This window comes from Bdellovibrio sp. BCCA (assembly GCF_037996825.1).
Lineage (GTDB): Bacteria > Bdellovibrionota > Bdellovibrionia > Bdellovibrionales > Bdellovibrionaceae > Bdellovibrio.
This window is the reverse complement of record NZ_JBBNAC010000001.1, coordinates 1,963,771-1,980,279: the sequence shown is the minus strand read 5'-3', so window position 1 is coordinate 1,980,279 and position 16,509 is coordinate 1,963,771. Positions and strand designations below refer to the sequence as shown.

The 16,509-nt window shown below is 45.3% G+C and carries 15 protein-coding genes and 1 riboswitch; of the genes, 10 read left to right on the top strand and 5 right to left on the bottom strand.

Annotated features, from left to right (window positions below):
• Window positions 1-117: 117 nt before the first annotated feature.
• The 4 genes from AAAA78_RS09780 to AAAA78_RS09765 form a co-directional block, all read right to left on the bottom strand.
• Window positions 118-1,101 carry a cyclic nucleotide-binding domain-containing protein gene (locus AAAA78_RS09780; protein WP_340591815.1) on the bottom strand — a complete coding sequence of 328 codons (984 nt, stop codon included), beginning with the start codon at window positions 1,099-1,101 and terminating at the stop codon, window positions 118-120.
• 110 nt (window positions 1,102-1,211) lie between these two features.
• Window positions 1,212-1,868, bottom strand: coding sequence for a CoA transferase subunit B (locus tag AAAA78_RS09775; RefSeq protein ID WP_340591813.1), 657 nt, complete (start codon window positions 1,866-1,868; stop codon window positions 1,212-1,214).
• Between the two features lie 2 nt (window positions 1,869-1,870).
• A complete protein-coding gene (locus tag AAAA78_RS09770) occupies window positions 1,871-2,569 on the bottom strand; it encodes a CoA transferase subunit A (RefSeq protein WP_340591812.1) in 699 nt (232 codons plus the stop codon).
• A 5-nt stretch (window positions 2,570-2,574) separates the two neighbouring features.
• Window positions 2,575-3,750 carry a thiolase family protein gene (locus AAAA78_RS09765; RefSeq protein ID WP_340591810.1) on the bottom strand — a complete coding sequence of 392 codons (1,176 nt, stop codon included), beginning with the start codon at window positions 3,748-3,750 and terminating at the stop codon, window positions 2,575-2,577.
• An 81-nt stretch (window positions 3,751-3,831) separates the two neighbouring features.
• Here AAAA78_RS09765 and AAAA78_RS09760 point away from each other — a divergent pair, with 81 nt between their 5' ends.
• The 4 genes from AAAA78_RS09760 to AAAA78_RS09745 all read left to right on the top strand — a co-directional run bounded on the left by AAAA78_RS09760 (window position 3,832) and on the right by AAAA78_RS09745 (window position 8,214).
• The gene (locus tag AAAA78_RS09760; protein ID WP_340591809.1) at window positions 3,832-4,812 is read left to right on the top strand and encodes a DUF4097 family beta strand repeat-containing protein; all 981 of its coding nucleotides are present in this window, start codon (window positions 3,832-3,834) and stop codon (window positions 4,810-4,812) included.
• A 29-nt stretch (window positions 4,813-4,841) separates the two neighbouring features.
• A complete protein-coding gene (locus AAAA78_RS09755; RefSeq protein WP_340591807.1) occupies window positions 4,842-5,783 on the top strand; it encodes a hypothetical protein in 942 nt (313 codons plus the stop codon).
• Between the two features lie 142 nt (window positions 5,784-5,925).
• A riboswitch (purine riboswitch) is annotated at window positions 5,926-6,021 on the top strand.
• Window positions 6,014-6,493, top strand: a complete 480-nt coding sequence (locus AAAA78_RS09750) for a hypothetical protein (protein WP_340591805.1) — start codon at window positions 6,014-6,016, stop codon at window positions 6,491-6,493. (Overlaps the previous riboswitch by 8 nt.)
• Before the next feature lie 146 nt (window positions 6,494-6,639).
• On the top strand, window positions 6,640-8,214 hold the full coding sequence (locus AAAA78_RS09745) for a hypothetical protein (protein ID WP_340591804.1): 1,575 nt from the start codon (window positions 6,640-6,642) through the stop codon (window positions 8,212-8,214).
• Here AAAA78_RS09745 and AAAA78_RS09740 read toward each other — a convergent pair.
• Window positions 8,211-8,846: a hypothetical protein gene (locus AAAA78_RS09740; protein ID WP_340591803.1), complete on the bottom strand. Its 636-nt coding sequence runs from the start codon at window positions 8,844-8,846 to the stop codon at window positions 8,211-8,213. The two genes, AAAA78_RS09745 and AAAA78_RS09740, sit on opposite strands and share 4 nt — an antisense overlap.
• A 159-nt stretch (window positions 8,847-9,005) precedes the next feature.
• On the opposite strand from AAAA78_RS09740, the gene miaB reads away from it, so the two are divergent.
• Genes miaB through guaB form a run of 6 tightly spaced genes read left to right on the top strand, consistent with a single transcriptional unit; the run spans window position 9,006 to window position 16,509 of the window.
• Window positions 9,006-10,367, top strand: a complete 1,362-nt coding sequence (gene miaB, locus AAAA78_RS09735) for a tRNA (N6-isopentenyl adenosine(37)-C2)-methylthiotransferase MiaB (RefSeq protein WP_340591802.1) — start codon at window positions 9,006-9,008, stop codon at window positions 10,365-10,367.
• A gap of 3 nt (window positions 10,368-10,370) precedes the next feature.
• Window positions 10,371-10,928: a bifunctional nuclease family protein gene (locus AAAA78_RS09730; RefSeq protein ID WP_340591800.1), complete on the top strand. Its 558-nt coding sequence runs from the start codon at window positions 10,371-10,373 to the stop codon at window positions 10,926-10,928.
• 18 nt (window positions 10,929-10,946) lie between these two features.
• Window positions 10,947-13,160, top strand: coding sequence for a cation:proton antiporter (locus AAAA78_RS09725; RefSeq protein ID WP_340591799.1), 2,214 nt, complete (start codon window positions 10,947-10,949; stop codon window positions 13,158-13,160).
• Between the two features lie 54 nt (window positions 13,161-13,214).
• Window positions 13,215-14,414 carry a patatin-like phospholipase family protein gene (locus AAAA78_RS09720; protein ID WP_340591797.1) on the top strand — a complete coding sequence of 400 codons (1,200 nt, stop codon included), beginning with the start codon at window positions 13,215-13,217 and terminating at the stop codon, window positions 14,412-14,414.
• Between the two features lie 55 nt (window positions 14,415-14,469).
• Window positions 14,470-14,985 carry a gamma carbonic anhydrase family protein gene (locus tag AAAA78_RS09715; RefSeq protein ID WP_340591796.1) on the top strand — a complete coding sequence of 172 codons (516 nt, stop codon included), beginning with the start codon at window positions 14,470-14,472 and terminating at the stop codon, window positions 14,983-14,985.
• Between the two features lie 60 nt (window positions 14,986-15,045).
• The gene (gene guaB, locus AAAA78_RS09710; protein ID WP_340591794.1) at window positions 15,046-16,509 is read left to right on the top strand and encodes an IMP dehydrogenase; all 1,464 of its coding nucleotides are present in this window, start codon (window positions 15,046-15,048) and stop codon (window positions 16,507-16,509) included.

Here is a 16,509-nt window from a genome sequence, read left to right as displayed (position 1 = left end):
CTTATCGGTATTTACGGACCTTTTTTTGAATGGATTCGAGCGCTTATGGAGGAAAACTCATTAAATATTTGCTAAGTTTTCACAAGCAACGTCTCAGTTTGAGAAACTCTCGACCTTTTATCTGAGCTTTCGTTTAAGATTATTAACGATAGTCCAGTTGCGAGCCAAGGATTCCACATCCTCTAGAGAGATCATAATGTAGACGCCTTGTTCATCCATGATCTTTTCTGTGAGATATTTTTTCTCAATCAAAGGATTCACATCGTCGGAGCGAATGAGGTTTCCTGTTTCTTTCATGGATTCATTTTGTACATCATTCAAATTCACTTTGCGGAAACCTTTGTTGTTAGGTTCCACTCGGCGCGCGAATAAAAGAATTCCATTAAGAACTTTTACTTCGGCATCGGTCAAAGCCGGCAAGCGGTCTTTTTCTTGTTTAAAGAGCCATTCGTTGTACCAATCAACAAAAGAAAAAAGTTCCTGAGGTTTGGAGTTGATGATTTTCTGAGTTCCGTCACCACGGTCTTCTTGCGCGATATAACCAAGATCCGTCAAAGCATTCACCACGCTTTGCATTTTGTTGGTGGCTTCCTGGAAAATTTGAATCGTGTAGTTGCGAAGAAGAACAGAGGAAAAGCTCACGCCGCCGCCTTCTTCAGGTTTTCCGTATTTATGACCCACAAGATTTAAGATCGAAATATATTTATTCACGATATGAGGCGGGAAGCGCTCTTCATCGGGATTGGCATTTTCAAGAATTTTAATTTTCTTGTTCGCTTCACGCAGATTTTCGTTCAGCGTTTTCATGATCGCGCGCACCCACACAGGCAGTTGATCCATTTGCTTCGTGAGAGATTCATAGGGGAGGGCGATCACTTCAGAGTCTTTTGTCGCTTTGACATTGGCACTGCGGGGCTTGTTGTCGAAAAGAGCCATTTCTCCCACCATCGCGCCTGCATTGATTTCTGCGAGAACGACTTCGGAAGTGCCTTTGGTTTTTGTGACTGCAAAAGTACCGGATTTAATAATGTACATGGCGTCAGGTGCATCGCCATCACGAAAAAGGTAAGTATCTTTTGCTACTTTTTTAGCTTCAGCCACGTGCAGACCTCATCTCTTGATTGAAATTTATTATCTCATCAAAAAAGACGGAGCTGCAATAGGATGGGATTATATCGAGACAACCCCGACCTTGGATCGGGGTTGGATTTTTAGAATTTCATGGGTTTGCAGTCAGGAGCGATTGTCATCTTTCCTTCCGTGGCCGCAAGAACTTTCTCAGGACTCAAATCAGGAGCGTATTCTTTGAGGACAAATCCTTGTGGAGTCACCTCAATCACGCCGAAATCGCTGACGATTTTTTTGATACAGTTCACACCTGTTAAAGGAAGCGTGCACTTCTTGCGAAGTTTGGAGTTTCCTTCTTTATCCGTGTGTTGCATAGCCACGATCACGTTGCGAGCGCCCGCAACCAGATCCATGGCGCCGCCCATACCTTTTACCATTTTGCCTGGAACCATCCAGTTGGCGATGCTGCCAGTTTCATCAACTTCCATCGCACCCAAAACAGTCAAGTCCACGTGACCACCGCGAATCATCGCAAAGCTGTCAGCACTTGAAAAGAAACTAGCCCCTGGAAGAGCGGTCACAGTTTGTTTTCCCGCGTTGATAAGATCGGCGTCGATTTCGGATTCACGAGGGAAAGGGCCCATTCCTAAAAGACCGTTTTCGCTTTGTAACATAACGAATTTGTCTTTCGGGATGTAGTTGGCAACCAATGTAGGAATACCAATTCCCAAATTCACGCAATAGCCATCTTCAACTTCTTGAGCAATACGCTGAGCGATTTGTTCTCTATTTAAAGGCATGGTTAGTCCTTTCTCACGGTCTTTTGCTCAATGCGTTTTTCGTAGTTCGTTCCTTGGAAGATACGTTGTACGTAAACGCCTGGAGTGTGAATTTGATCTGGATCAAGTTCACCAATTTCAACCAATTCTTCGACTTCAACGACAGTGATTTTACCAGCTGTTGCTGCCATCGGGTTAAAGTTGCGCGCCGTTTTTCTGAAAATCAGATTTCCGAACTTGTCGCCTTTCCAAGCTTTCACGAAAGCAAAGTCGCCTTTGATTCCGCGCTCAAGAACATAATCGCGTCCGTCGAATTGTTTGATTTCTTTTCCTTCAGCAACCAGAGTTCCCACTCCTGTTGGAGTATAGAACCCAGCGATTCCCGCGCCACCGGCACGAATACGCTCCGCCAAAGTTCCTTGAGGGCAGAACTCAAGTTCGAGTTCGCCGCTCATGTAGAGTTTTTCAAAAAGAGCATTCTCGCCGACATAAGACGAAATCATTTTTTTGATCTGACGGTTTTGCAAAAGCTGACCCAAACCAAAATCATCCACACCGGCGTTGTTAGAAACGCAAGTGAGATTTTTAACGCCCATGTCGCGCAAGACAGCAATGCAGTTCTCAGGGATTCCGCAAAGGCCGAATCCACCAAGAACCAAAGTCATTCCATCTTTAACGTCAAAGAGCGCACTCTTTGCATCTTTAAAGACTTTTTTGCTCATAAGGCTTAAACCTTCTCGATGATCAAAGCGACAGCTTCACCGCCACCAATACACAAAGTAGCAAGACCATAGCGCTTGCCGTGTGTATGAAGAGCGTGAACAAGAGTTGCCAGGATGCGAGCGCCCGAAGCGCCGATCGGATGACCGATAGCTACCGCACCACCGTGGATGTTCACTTTCGCCGCTGGGATTTCAAGTTCTTTCATCGCCACTTGAGTCACGACTGCAAACGCTTCGTTGATCTCCCAAAGATCGATATCCGCAATTTTAAGACCGGCTTTGTTCAAAGCACCACGGATCGCGCCCACAGGAGCTGTTGTGAAATATTTTGGATCATGCGCGAATGTTCCGTGCGCTACGATTTTTGCCAAAGGTTTGATACCGCGTTTTTTCGCTTCGCTTTCCGCCATCAAAACGTGAGCTGCTGCTCCGTCATTGATTTTAGAAGCGTTCGCCGCCGTGATTGTTCCTGCTTTATCGAAAGCGGGTTTCAAACCAGGGATTTTATCGAAGTTTGTATTGAATGGTTCTTCATCTTTATCAATTGTCACAGCGCCTTTTTTGCCTTCAACGACAACGGCTGCGATTTCATTTTTGAAAAGACCTTTGCTCCAAGCGTCTTGAGCTTTTTTGTAAGAATCAATCGCGAAAGCATCTTGCTCTTCACGAGTGAAACCATGCTCTTTCACACAGATCTCTGCTGCATTTCCCATGTGGAAATTGTTGTACGGATCCCAAAGACCGTCTTTGATCATAGAGTCTGTCATTTGTGTGGGTCCCATACGGTAACCAGAGCGAGAATTTTCAAGCAAGTGCGGAGACAAAGTCATGTTCTCTTGGCCACCGGCTACGGCAATTTTTGTATTACCAAGAGCGATAGAATCAGCCGCCAACATCACAGCTTTAAGGCCAGATCCGCAAACTTTATTGATCGTCATGCACGGAGTTGAATTTTTAAGTCCAGCATACAACGCCGCTTGACGAGCCGGAGCTTGACCAACACCTGCAGTCAAAACTTCACCCATAATGCATTCGTCGATTTCATTTGCGGAAACACCCGCACGAGAAATAGCTTCTTTAATAGCAATTGCACCGAGCTTTGGTGCAGCCAGAGTGGAATAACCACCTTGGAAAGTTGCTACAGGAGTTCTTACGCTGCTCACAATCACGACATTTTCCATTTTTCACCTCTATTAGTTTGTAAATGCCCGGATACTTTTTTATATTTTAACGACAGAGTCAATTTCGTAGGGAGTCAACGCATGTCAGCGATCACTTTCATTCTCGCACATCTTCTATTTCAACCCGTTATGGCAGCCACTTATGAAGTCCCTGTCGCAGAGGGAGATCGTCTGGTCCTCAAAGGATTAGAAGCCCAGGTGCAGGTTGTGGGACAGGTTGGCAATTCTTTGAAAGTATCGGGCGTAGAAGAGTCCGGCACCGAGGGCGTTTTTGTCGTTACAAAAAAAGATAATATCATTGAAGTGAAAATGAATGAATACGCAGGAAAAAGATCCTGGCTGAACATCTTGCCCAAAGCGGCTTCACAAATGAAAAAAATTGAAATTTGGGGACCAGCAATGCCTGCAGATATTCAGTTGCGCGGCGGCTCCGTGGTCGCACAAAAATGGAGCAAAGACTTGAAAGTGAGTGTGACTCAAGGGCGTGTGAGTTCCTTGGGCGGAGCGGGTTCTTTGCAAGTTTACGTGCAAAAAGGCGACGTGAATATTCAAGATCACACCGGCAAAGTGTCAGCAGACTCTTATTCAGGCTCGATGGCTCTTAAAAATATTCAAGGTGATGTGGACGCGAGTCTTTTTGCAGGCTCCCTGAATATCGAAAAGGTGAGAGGATTCCTATCTCTTTCCACTCAGCAATCCAATAGCAAGGTGAATTTGAGCAGCGGTACAATTCAGTTTGAAAATGGCAAAGGCTCTATGAATATTCAGGCGTTTCAAGGACGCATGGAGGGGCAAAATCAAGAGGGTTCTGTGGCTATCACGATGCTTTTGGACTCAGAGGTCGACGTGAAAACGAAATCGGGAAAGGTGAGTGTGCAAACGCCGCCGTCTTCGGGGGCATCCTTGAATTTGCTCACAACCGAAGGGGAGATCCTAGTTCCCTCAGAAATCAAAGTGACTAAATTGAGTGCAGAGAAAAGTGTTCGTGGACGCTTGCGGGGCGACGCACAAAGAGGTAGTATTTTTGTGCGCAGTCAAGACGGCACAATTTCAGTGAAATGAGTTGACGCCCCTCTTTAAATGATTCATTCATGAAATTGAAGTTAAAGAACACCCTAGGTAAAATTATGGCAAAAATCGTTAAAAAGAAGCCTGCGGCTAAAGCCGCAAAACCTGCTAAAAAAGCCCCTGCAAAAGCGGCAAAACCAGCGCCTAAAAAGGCAGCACCGAAAGCTGTTGTAAAGAAAAAGGCTGAAAAAGCTCCCGTTAAGGCAGCTTCCAAAAAGCCTGAAGTAAAGAAAAAGCCCGAAGTGAAAGTCGCTCCCAAAGCAGCGGCTCCTGCTAAAGCTTCTGCGGCAAAACCTGTTAAAGAAGTGAAAGAGGCGAAGGAAGTTAAGGAAAGTAAAAAGGCTTCTCCTCAACCGGCTGTTGCTGAAAAAGCTCCTAAAAAGGAAGCGAAAGCGGCAAAAAAAGGTAAAGGCAAAGGTAAGGAAAAAGAAGAATCCGATTTGGATGACGACTTTATCGCCGATGACGACCTCATGGGTGATGAGATTGGCGAGTACGAAGAGGAATTAAAAGCTGTTGAGGAAGCGGACGAAGAAGTCGAAGTCGACGAAGAGTGGACAGGCGAAGAAAAGCCGAAGACAGATGAAGAAATTATTCTGACTGATGCTGAAGGCCGCCGTTACTGCCGCGCTCGTGATTGCGATCAAATAGCTGCTGTGGATGCGTACTGCCGTTATCATTACCTTCTTTTCTGGAAGAAAATCCAAGTTCGTAAGAAGATCTTGGCTGATGGAAAACTAGAGCGTTACGTGGAAGAATTGACTTCCCGTTACCCAGATAAATTCCTTGAGATGATCCGCAGAGATCTTCGCACGGAAAAAGACTTCTTGGCTGCTATCCAAGAGCTTGAGATCGACGAATCAGCACAGGATAACGAGTTTGAAGAGGATACAAGTGCCTTCATCGAAGAAGTCCGCGGAATGGGCGACAACGGTGGAAGCGGTGTTGAAGACGACGAGTATTAATCTTTAAATATAAGAATGATCTTTCCAAAACCCTCTTAAAATAAACTTAAGAGGGTTTTTTTATGCCTTTGGCGACTTAAACCCCCTGCGTTATTCGTTGGATCGCGTACATTTTTCATTGCAAATGAGAAATCTGATCGGTAGGACTAACCGCAGTTACTCAAGTATAAGTCAGAGATTGGTCTGACGTTTCTACCTGCCACCGTAATGGCAGTCTATTTGGAGGGGAAATGTTTAAGGGCGCTGCTCTTTTCGTAACGGTGTTGTTGTGTTCAACTCTTTCTCACGCTGGTGAGAATTTTCCAAAGGGACCGGATGCAGCTTTGACTCCTGGTGTTCTTTGCTCTCATCCTGATTCTTATAGATATCCTGAAAAAATAAAATACTGCGAACGTGATGTGTCTTCATCAACAAAAGCAGGCATCTTCCAAAAGTACGATCAAATCGGTTACAGAACTCGCTCTATGAAACGCCAAGCTTTCAAGATCGATCACTACATCCCACTTTGCATGGGTGGAGCTAACGACGTGAAAAACTTGTGGCCACAGCACGAGAGCGTGTATCAGATCACAGATCAATTGGAAGCTCTTCTTTGCGAGAAAATGGCAGCAGGCCGTCTTCTTCAAAAAGACGCCATCCAACTCATCATGGAAGCTAAAAATCACCTTGATGAAGTTCCAGAAATCGAAGCTCGCGCAAGAGCTCTTTAATTCTTAAAATTTAAAATCTCTCTTCGAGGGGGTTGGCCCGCAGTCCTTTACAGGTTGCGGGCTTCTTTTTTGCGCTGGGCGCACAGGGCGCAAGCTAAGGTAGCTTGGCGCACAGCTTGAATCTTCATTTTCCATGGAGGTTCTTTATGTCTAAACCCCTTGTAAAATCGTTTTCTGTGTTGATGGCTTTAACACTGACGGTGCCAGTCTACGCGTCGACGGTTCGTCTGCCTCAAAGCGAGACACAAGGAGCCAACCTTCACGGGCTTGAAAACATCGGGATCGATTCTTGGACGAAGCTTTTGATGCATGGAAAATCCAGTGGCTTGAGTGTTCAAGAATTGCGCGAGCCTTTAATGGTGGCTCTTTCTCAAGCAAAAAATGAGCAGCATGTTTTTAAAAGTATCAAAACGGTGGTGGAGTCCGCAAAACTTGTAACGGCGGAAGACTACCGTAACCTCGGTGTTTTGCTTTTGGAATTACGCCAAGAACTTCGTACGCAAAAATCCATGGGGATGAAATCTCGTCAGGATTCATTATTCCTTATGCAGATGCTGGCTGAAGAAAGTCTTTATGCCGGAAGTAAAAAGTTTGCAAATTTCCCTTCTGAAATAAGTCTTGCAGGTAAGGCGACGAGTTCGGCGAAACTTGCTTCTTTAAGGAATTTCCAAGTGCAAACGGGAGACGTGGTTCTTTCTAAGGCGACGGGCTTTGGGTCATCTAGTTTTATTGCCTTAACTATGGATCATCCGCATATCTATTCGCACTCGACGCCGGTTTATATCGACGGCCAAGGCGAGTTGCTGTCACCAGAAGCGGATGTTGAAGACGGAGTGAAGCTTCGTAAGATGGCGAAAGACTATATCGAAGGTTCTAAGACACGTATGTATATTTATCGCTATCAAGGCTCCGATAATTCCGTGCAAGGGAAAGTCGAAGCCGGTGCGGAAAACATGATTAAAGAAATGTACGAGCGGACAGGTGGAGATCCCTTTAACAAAGCGGCTTACAAATATGACTTCTCGATGACTCCGGGAAATGTGAATGAGCGTGGGATGTTCTGCTCTGCCGTTTCTTATGAATTGTATTTGCGTGGCGGTTTTTCCGGGCCACAAAATCCTTACACTCAATCGGTTTGGAGTCCGATTTCAAAAAGTCGCGAAGAACTTTTAAAGGTTCTTAATATGAATACGAATAAGGTGCCGGCTCCAGGAGATCTGGAACTTAATTCTGAATTTAAACTTGTTGGCGCTCGCATTGATGTTTCTAAACTTTCGCAAGACCGTATTGAAATGGCGATCGTGGATGCTTTTTTAAGTGAGGTCGCAAACAATCGAGAAACGTTAAAACGCGTCGCTGAAGTTTTAAATTTAATCTCTTCAAAACCCATCGACAAAGAAGCTCTTAAAAAGATGGCGGCGTCTGGAATTCTTCCGAAAGAATTTGCAGGTAAAGTCGGTATGATTGATCAAATTCCCGATGCGATTAATGTAAAACAAATGGCTTTCTTTGTATTTCTTAATGACGTGATGACACCGAAATTAAGAGCGGCCCTGCAGGTACAAGTTGAAGCTTTGGAAAAGCTGGGAAAGCCCGTAGGCCCTATGCAGCTTCGTAAAATGGCAAAAGCCCAAGGCAAGCTGATGGTGGCTGAACTCTCTAAATTTGAAGAGAAAGTCATGGCCACAACAGGTGTAGGCTCTTGCGGAAAAGTCTTCTAGTGAAGATCGTCTTTCTTTTTTGATTTTTTACCACTGAACATGCGGGGGCCGCGATCTTCGCTGTCGGACTCTTCATCTTCCTCGTCTTCTTCAGAAGAAAAATCTTCATCTTCATCGCGGGGAGGAGAAAGTTCTTCGCTTTGTTCTGCGCGAGAAAGCGCGTCTTCATCGGATTCATCTTCATCGTGATAAAGAGATTCATCATCGACGCCCAAAAGCTTATTGGCTTGAGCTTCTAAAGAAGAATTTTCCGTCGAGAATTGAAGATAAAGTTTTTTGCCTTGGAATGGATATTCTTTCCATGTGTACGGGAAGTCGACTTCGCCGTCGTTTTCAAAGTACTCCATCATCATGCTGGCGGCTGCGTCTACGCAGTTGTGGATTCTTTTAACGGCGTCGGCGTCATCTTGAGAATAATTCATGGAAACTTCGAAGTTGGCTTGCGCAAGACGGCCTTTTTCTAGGTATCCGACGCGAAGCATAATTTCTTCGGTGTAGATACGGCCTTCGATGATAAGTTCACCTTCTTCAAGATATTGCGCGAAATTTTCTTTAAAAACGGCCTGAATCTGATCTGAGTATTCTTTAGGGAATGCAGTCCATTTTTTTGAGCTTTTAAGGCGAGGGTTCATCGGAATGCCTCCATATAGCATAATGCCGTTTTGTTACGGGCTCCTGCCCTCCACCCCCTTCGGGGGCTACGCGAAAAATGCCTTTCTGGCATTTTTTTGACATTTTTCGAAGCCTCCTCTATAACTCACTTTCTTTAATGACACAAGAGGTAAGAGTCCGTGGAAAACACAACGCAAAACCCTGAAAGCCTTAATCAAAATCACGATGTCGGACAAGGCCGTGGTGTGTACATTTCCACGTACGGATGCCAAATGAACGTGAATGACACGGAGAGAATGTATTCTCTTTTGGAGATGCAAAACTTCACTCCCGTGGACAAGCCTGAAGACGCGTCTTTGATCATCATCAACTCTTGCAGTGTGCGCGAAAAACCTGTGCATAAAGTTTATTCCGAGGTCGGCACTTTCAGAAAAATGAAAGAGAAAAATCCGGGACTTAAAATCGGCGTCGGCGGTTGTGTTGGTCAGCAAGAAAAAGAAAACCTGATCAAAAATCAACCGATGATCGATTTCGTTTTCGGAACAGATCAAATCGACAATTTGCCAAACTTGGTGGCGAAATCTTTTGAAGGTGAAAGGCGTTTGATCAACGCGAAATTCGAACACCGTGCGCCTTATCACATCGAAACGATGGTGAGAAATCCAGGTGTGGCGACATTCGTAAACATCACAAAAGGTTGTGATAATTTCTGTACGTTCTGTGTAGTTCCTTACACTCGCGGTCGTGAAAAATCTCGTCCTCTTCAGCACATCCTTACGGACATCCGTCATCTCGTGAAACGCGGAGTGAAGGAAGTCACTTTGTTGGGCCAAAACGTGAATTCCTACAAAGCCGAAGAAGGTTTGGACTTCGCGGATCTTCTTGCGAAAGTTGCAACGGAAACGGATATCGAAAGAATTCGTTATACGACGTCTCATCCAAAAGATTTCAATCAGAAGCTTGCTGACACAATGGCGGCTCACCAGGACAAGGTGATGGAGTACATCCATCTTCCATTCCAAAGCGGAAACTCGCGCATCCTCGATCGCATGAACCGCAATTACACGCGTGAGCACTACTTGGAAAAAATCGCGATGCTTAAGAAGACCATTCCGAATGTGGTTTTCTCAACAGATATCATCGTGGGTTTCCCTGGTGAAACTGAAGAAGAATTTCAAGACACAGTGACGATGGTTGAACAAGTGGGCTTTGAAACGATCTTCGCATTTAAATACTCTCCGCGTCCTTTCACGAAGGCGGCGAAGTTTGAGGAGCAAGTGGATGAAGACGTTAAAACAGATCGTTTGAATCGTCTGTTTGATGCTCACGACAAGATGGCTTTTGAGTTGGTAAAACGCTACGAAGGTCAAACGATGAAAGTCTTGGTTGAGCAAGTAGACCGCGAACACGGCAAGATCCAAGGTCGCAGTACAGGAAACAAACTTGTGCACTTCTTGGGTTCACCTGACTTGATTGGTAAAACAGTGGACGTGAAAATCACAAAAGCGTTCCCGGCGGTATTCAGAGGAGAATTGATTTAAATCATGAAAGATATTTTGGATTTAAATAACCTTAAATCTCAGATCATCTTTGCACAGCAGTCGCAGGAAGAGGAAACTTTTCATCAAAGTGATTTGGTGCAACTTTTCCCTTATGGTTTGTCCGTGACAACAGATGTGTCACGCCCGTTTTTACTTTTAAAAGACGAAGCTCATCAATACACATTGCCTGTGGCGGTGACTCCGATTGATGCTGGTGTCGCGTTGTCGCAATCGAATAAATCGATTTTGCAATCGTCTCCGCATAAGTTCACGTCTCAGTTGATGGAATCCTTAGGCATCGAAATTAAACAAGCGGTCTTTGTTGAAATCCGAGGGTCGCATCAGTATTTGCGTCTTTACATGAGTGGACATCCACAAATGAGTTCCATGAAACTTCGCGCTGATGAAGCGATGTCTTTGTGTCTTTATTTGAATGTGCCTCTTTTTGCGACAAAGAATTTCATCGGTCGCTCGCGCATCATGAGTGCGGAAGTCGAGAGCGGTGCACAAAAACTGCAAAATATAGGTTTGTTAGACAAAGGGTCTGGCTATCTGAATTAGTTTTTGTAAATATGGGGCATGCATCATCTACCTCATTTGATTACGGATCTTGGCTTTATTTTGATGATCGCAGCGCTCTCGACGCTGCTCTTTAAAAAACTCGGACAACCTCAGGTACTTGGTTATTTGATTGCGGGTCTTTTAGTAAGTCCGCACGTTCCGTTTTTTCCTACCGTGACCGACAACGAAAGCATTAAGGTCTGGTCCGAGATCGGCGTGATCTTTTTGTTATTTAGCTTGGGTCTTGAGTTTAGCTTTAAAAAATTATTTAAAGTGGGCGGCTCTGCAGGTTTTACGGCGATTTTCGAAGTCGTCGCGATGATGGGCTTTGGTTTTGTTGTAGGCCGCATGTTTGGTTGGAACAATATCGATAGCTTGTTCTTTGGTGCGATTCTTTCCATGTCGTCCACCACGATTATTGTGCGTGCGTTTCAAGAATTAGGACTGCGCGGGCAAAAGTATGTCGAATTGGTTTTCGGTATCCTTATTGTTGAAGACATTCTTGCGATCCTGCTTTTGGTCTTGTTAACAGCCGTATCGGGAAGTGAAGCTATTTCGGGAGCGGATTTGGCCTTCTCCGCTTTAAGATTATTATTCTATATCGCCTTGTGGTTTGTCGTCGGTATTTTCCTGATCCCGATTTTTCTTCGTAAAATTCGTGATCTTTTAGAAGATGAAACCATGCTTCTGGTCTCCATCGGTTTGTGTTTTATGATGGTGATGATCGCAGCGGGTGTAGGATTTTCCCCAGCGTTGGGCGCGTTCGTAATGGGTTCGCTTCTTGCCGAAACTCCCGAAGGTCATAAGATGGAACATGTCCTTCAACCGGTAAAAAATCTTTTTGCGGCCGTGTTCTTTGTCTCTGTCGGTATGATGATTGACCCGAAAGTTTTGATTGAGCGCTGGGATCTTGTGATTCTGGTGACATTGGTCACGATTGTCGGGAAATTTATTTGCTCCTTCTTGGGCGCTCTTCTTTCGGGACAAACGCGCAAGAAAGCTTTTCAAGCCGGGATGAGTCTTGCGCAAATCGGAGAGTTCTCTTTCATCATCGCCTCTTTGGGGGTGACGTTGAAGGTGACAAGCGATTTCCTTTATCCTTTGGCGATTGCCGTTTCTGCGGTGACGACATTTACGACTCCGTATCTGATTAAAATCTCTGAGCCGCTCTATCGTTGGGTGGACAGCAAGCTTCCTGCAGGCGTGCAAAGATCCTTGGATCGCTATCAAAGTTCTTTCTCTCAAGAAGGAAAAAATGGCGTGGGTTCTTTGATTATGAAAACCTACGGCGTAAAAATTCTTCTCAACACGGTGATCGTGATTGCGATTATCAGTGCTTACAAAACGTTGCTTAATCAAGAAGTGCAAAGTTACTTGCAAGAAAGTCCATGGGCGGGAGCTGTGTCGTTGTTCATCTGTCTTGCGATCTCTGCTCCGTTCTTCTGGGGAATTGTGATGGGAGGCCCATCATTGAAAGCCCAGCGAGAGTTTGAAGAGTTGCAAAAACTCCGTGGCTTGCAATTTGGAATTTTCATCGGGCGTATTGTTTTGGGGTTGGTCTTGTTGGGAGCCATCCTTGCGCAATTCGTGACTTTGAAAATGGCTTCAGGATTGACGGCCGGAGTTTTGGTGGTCTTGATTGTCGTCGGTCCTTTGTGGGTGCGCCGCCTGTATCAGTTTATTGAGAAAAATTTCTTAAAGAACTTAACTGAAAAAGAACGTAAAGAGCTTATCAGTTCTGATGTCGCAAAAAATATTCTTCCGTGGGAAACAAGTCTTGGAAATTATGAAGTCTCCCCGGATTCATCTTTAGTTGGAAAAACTTTGCGCGAGCAATCGTTTAAAGAAACTTACGGCGTGACAGTGGCAGCGGTCTTCCGCGGCTCGCACAGATACTTTGCTCCGGATGGAGAATTTGTCTTGTGGCCGTATGACAAATTGATTTGTTTCGGCAGTGAAGAAGAACTGCAAAAGTTCCACACGGTTCTTGAAGATGAAAAAAATCATCACGCTATCGACCGCGAAGGCCAAGAGGACTATAAGCTGAGTTCCTTTGTAGTGACCGACACGTCATCCTACAAAGAAAAAACCATTCGTGAGAGCGGCATCCGTGAAAAATATCACGGTATGGTGGTCGGTGTAGAGCGCGGTGCTGAAAGAATTCTTGGACCAAGGGCAAGCTTTACGCTGCTTGAAAATGATCTTGTGTGGATTGTCTCTAAAGCCAAGTAACAAGTTTTCTTTCCCTTCAGACACGCTTAAAATAAAAGTTTGAAGGAGCACACTATGTCCCAACTCGGACTCGTTCTTTCAGGCGGTGGTGCGCGGGGAGCTTATCAGGCAGGAGTTCTGGCTGCTCTTTCGCATATCGCAAGCAAACTTAAAATACCAGATCCGTTTAAGATTTATACCGGCGTCAGCGCCGGTGCCATCAATGTGGGTCTTTTAGTTGCTCATCCCGGAAATTTTGTTGAAAGCTCCAAGGAACTCACAGGTCTGTGGAGTCACATCGACAGTGATCAGGTTTTCTATGCAGATCTCATGGCGCTATCTCGTGGAGGCTTGCAATGGATGACGGAAATTTCGTTGGGTGGATTTAGAAAAGATCAGGCCTTAAGATCTTTGCTGAGCACGCATCCATTGCATAGCTTCCTCTCTGAAAAATGTCACTTCCCGGAAATAGAGAAAAAGATCAAACAAGGACATCTAAGATCCGTCGGCATTTCCGCTTTGGATTACGACAGCATTTCCACGGTGACCTTTTTTCAGGGAGCTCCAGATATTGAACCCTGGGAGCGAGGTATGCATCGCAGTGAGCGCGCGGTTTTGGGTGTTGAACACATCATGGCTTCTTCAGCGATTCCGCTTTTATTTCCGCCGATAAAAATCGGCGAACGCTATTTTGGCGATGGGTGCATTCGCAACCAATCTCCCTGTGGACCTGCGATTTACATGGGTGCAGATCATCTTATTGCGATCGGTGTGCGACGAAAACAAGATACGTCGTTCACATATCATCATCGTGAGTCCGGAGAAGTTCCGACGGTGTCGAAAGTAGCCAACGTCTTGATGAACGCCGTGATGATGGATGGGCTTGAATCTGATATTCAAAGGATTGAACAAATCAACCAGAGTTATTCTTTATTAACTCCGCAAGAAAGAAAGCGCGTGGCTTTGCGTGAAGTCAAAAGCCTTTGGATTTCACCTTCCGTAGATTTTTCAGAAATTGCCGCCAAAAAAAGTGGCGAGCTTCCTCGCATGATTCGCTATCTCTTGCGCGGTCCGGGATCTTTAGAGGAATCAAGCGAGATGTTGAGTTACCTGCTGTTTACTCCGACATACTGCAAACAGCTTATTGAAATCGGTTTTGCTGACGGGATGAAAGAACGACCGCAGATCGAACAGATTCTCGCAGAATATGAAGAAAATCATCACGTAAAGCATCATGCACATGCCGCACGAAACAACGTGCGAAGTTTGCGTTAAATCTTGCGTTGCAATACAAAAAGGTACGGCGTACCTTTTGGGAGAAGAGGTTTTTATGAGTGATATCTTTGTTCGTGCCCGTGGTATGTCTCCGGTTGTCGCTGAAAATGTTTTTATTGCGGATAATGCGCGTCTGATCAGTGATGTTGAAATCGGTGAGGGATCTTCGATTTGGTACAACGTGGTCATTCGTGGTGACGTGATGCCGATTCGTATTGGCAAAGAGGTCAATGTTCAGGACGGAAGTGTGATTCACGGCACTTATGGAAAATGGGGAACGACGCTTCATGATCGCGTGACTATTGGACATTTGGTTATGTTGCACGGTTGCGAAATCGGTCGTGGCACTTTGGTCGGCATGGGTTCCATCGTGATGGACGGTGTGAAGGTGGGCGAACATTGTTTAATTGGAGCTGGCACTCTTTTAACTGAGGGAACTCAGATTCCTCCGCGCAGTCTGGTTGTGGGACGTCCTGGCAAAGTGAAAAGATCGCTCACAGACGAGGAAGTCGATCTTCTTGAGAAATCCGCGGATAATTATTTGCTCTACAAAACCTGGTACCAAGACTGAAGTGCTTGAACTCTGAGGCGATTCATCTCAGAATGGGGAAACCCTGCCAGGAGTGAGTTTATGGAACGCCAAGTGCCTTATGCCTTAACTTTTGACGATATTCTTCTTCTTCCACAATATTCTGAAATCACGCCGACTGAAGTCGTGCCCCGATCTTTGTTTGCACGAGGAAAATATCTAAACACGCCGATTATTTCTGCTGCGATGGATACGGTCACAGAAAATCGCATTGCGCGCGTGATGGCGCAAAATGGTGGCTTGGGTATCATTCACAAAAATCTGGATATCGACAAACAAGCTCTTGAAGTTGAAAAAGTAAAAAAATACGAAGCCGGAATGATTTTAGATCCGATCACATTGGGGCCGGATCATTTAGTGCAAGAAGCTGTCGACCTGATGGAGAAATATTCGATCAGTGGTGTGCCGATCACGATTGATGGAATACTGATGGGGATTCTAACCAATCGCGATTTGCGTTTTGAAGAAAACTTCGATCAACCCATTCGCAACTTGATGACAAAAGAAAATCTTGTCACGGCGAAAATGGGAACGACTCTTGAAGAAGCTAAAAAGATTTTGCAAAAACACCGTATCGAAAAATTGCCTGTGGTGGATGCAAAAGGAAAATTAAAAGGTCTCATCACGATCAAAGATATCGAAAAAGCCAAAAACTATCCGCAAGCAACGAAAGATGAGCACGGTCGTCTTTTCGTCGGTGCGGCTGTAGGCGTGGGTGCAGATTCTAAAGAAAGAGCAGAAGCCTTGGTGGCAGCCGGTGTGGATGTTCTTTGTGTGGATACGGCTCACGGTCACTCTAAAAATGTGATTGAGATGGTAAAACATATCGCGCAAAAACATAAAGAGATCATCATCGTTGCCGGTAACGTTGTGACAGCAGATGGTACGAATGCGTTGATCGATGCAGGGGCTGAAGTCGTTAAAGTCGGTGTTGGACCTGGAAGTATCTGTACAACACGCGTGGTGGCCGGTGTCGGTATGCCACAAATTTCTGCCGTGATTGAGTGTGCGAAAGCCGCCAAAGCGCGCGGGAAAACAATCATCGCCGACGGCGGTATTAAGTATTCCGGTGATATCACAAAAGCTTTAGCCTTGGGTGCAAACTCCGTGATGATCGGAAATCTTTTGGCGGGTGCTGAAGAATCTCCAGGCGAAACGATTCTTTTCCAAGGCCGTACTTATAAAGTTTATCGCGGTATGGGAAGTATCGGTGCCATGTCTCGCGGTTCTAAAGATCGCTATGGTCAAATGGATATCGAAGAAAACGAAAAACTGGTTCCTGAAGGTATCGAAGGAAAAGTGGCTTACAAAGGGGCTGCTTCCGCAGTTATTCATCAACTTGTGGGCGGCGTGAAATCCGGAATGGGTTATCTCGGTGCGCGCAATATCGATGAGCTTCAGACAAAAGCGAAATTCGTGCAAATCACGGCCATGGGTCTTCGTGAATCTCACGTGCATGATGTGAGTATCACGAAAGAAGCTCCTAACTATCGTTTGGAGAGCTAA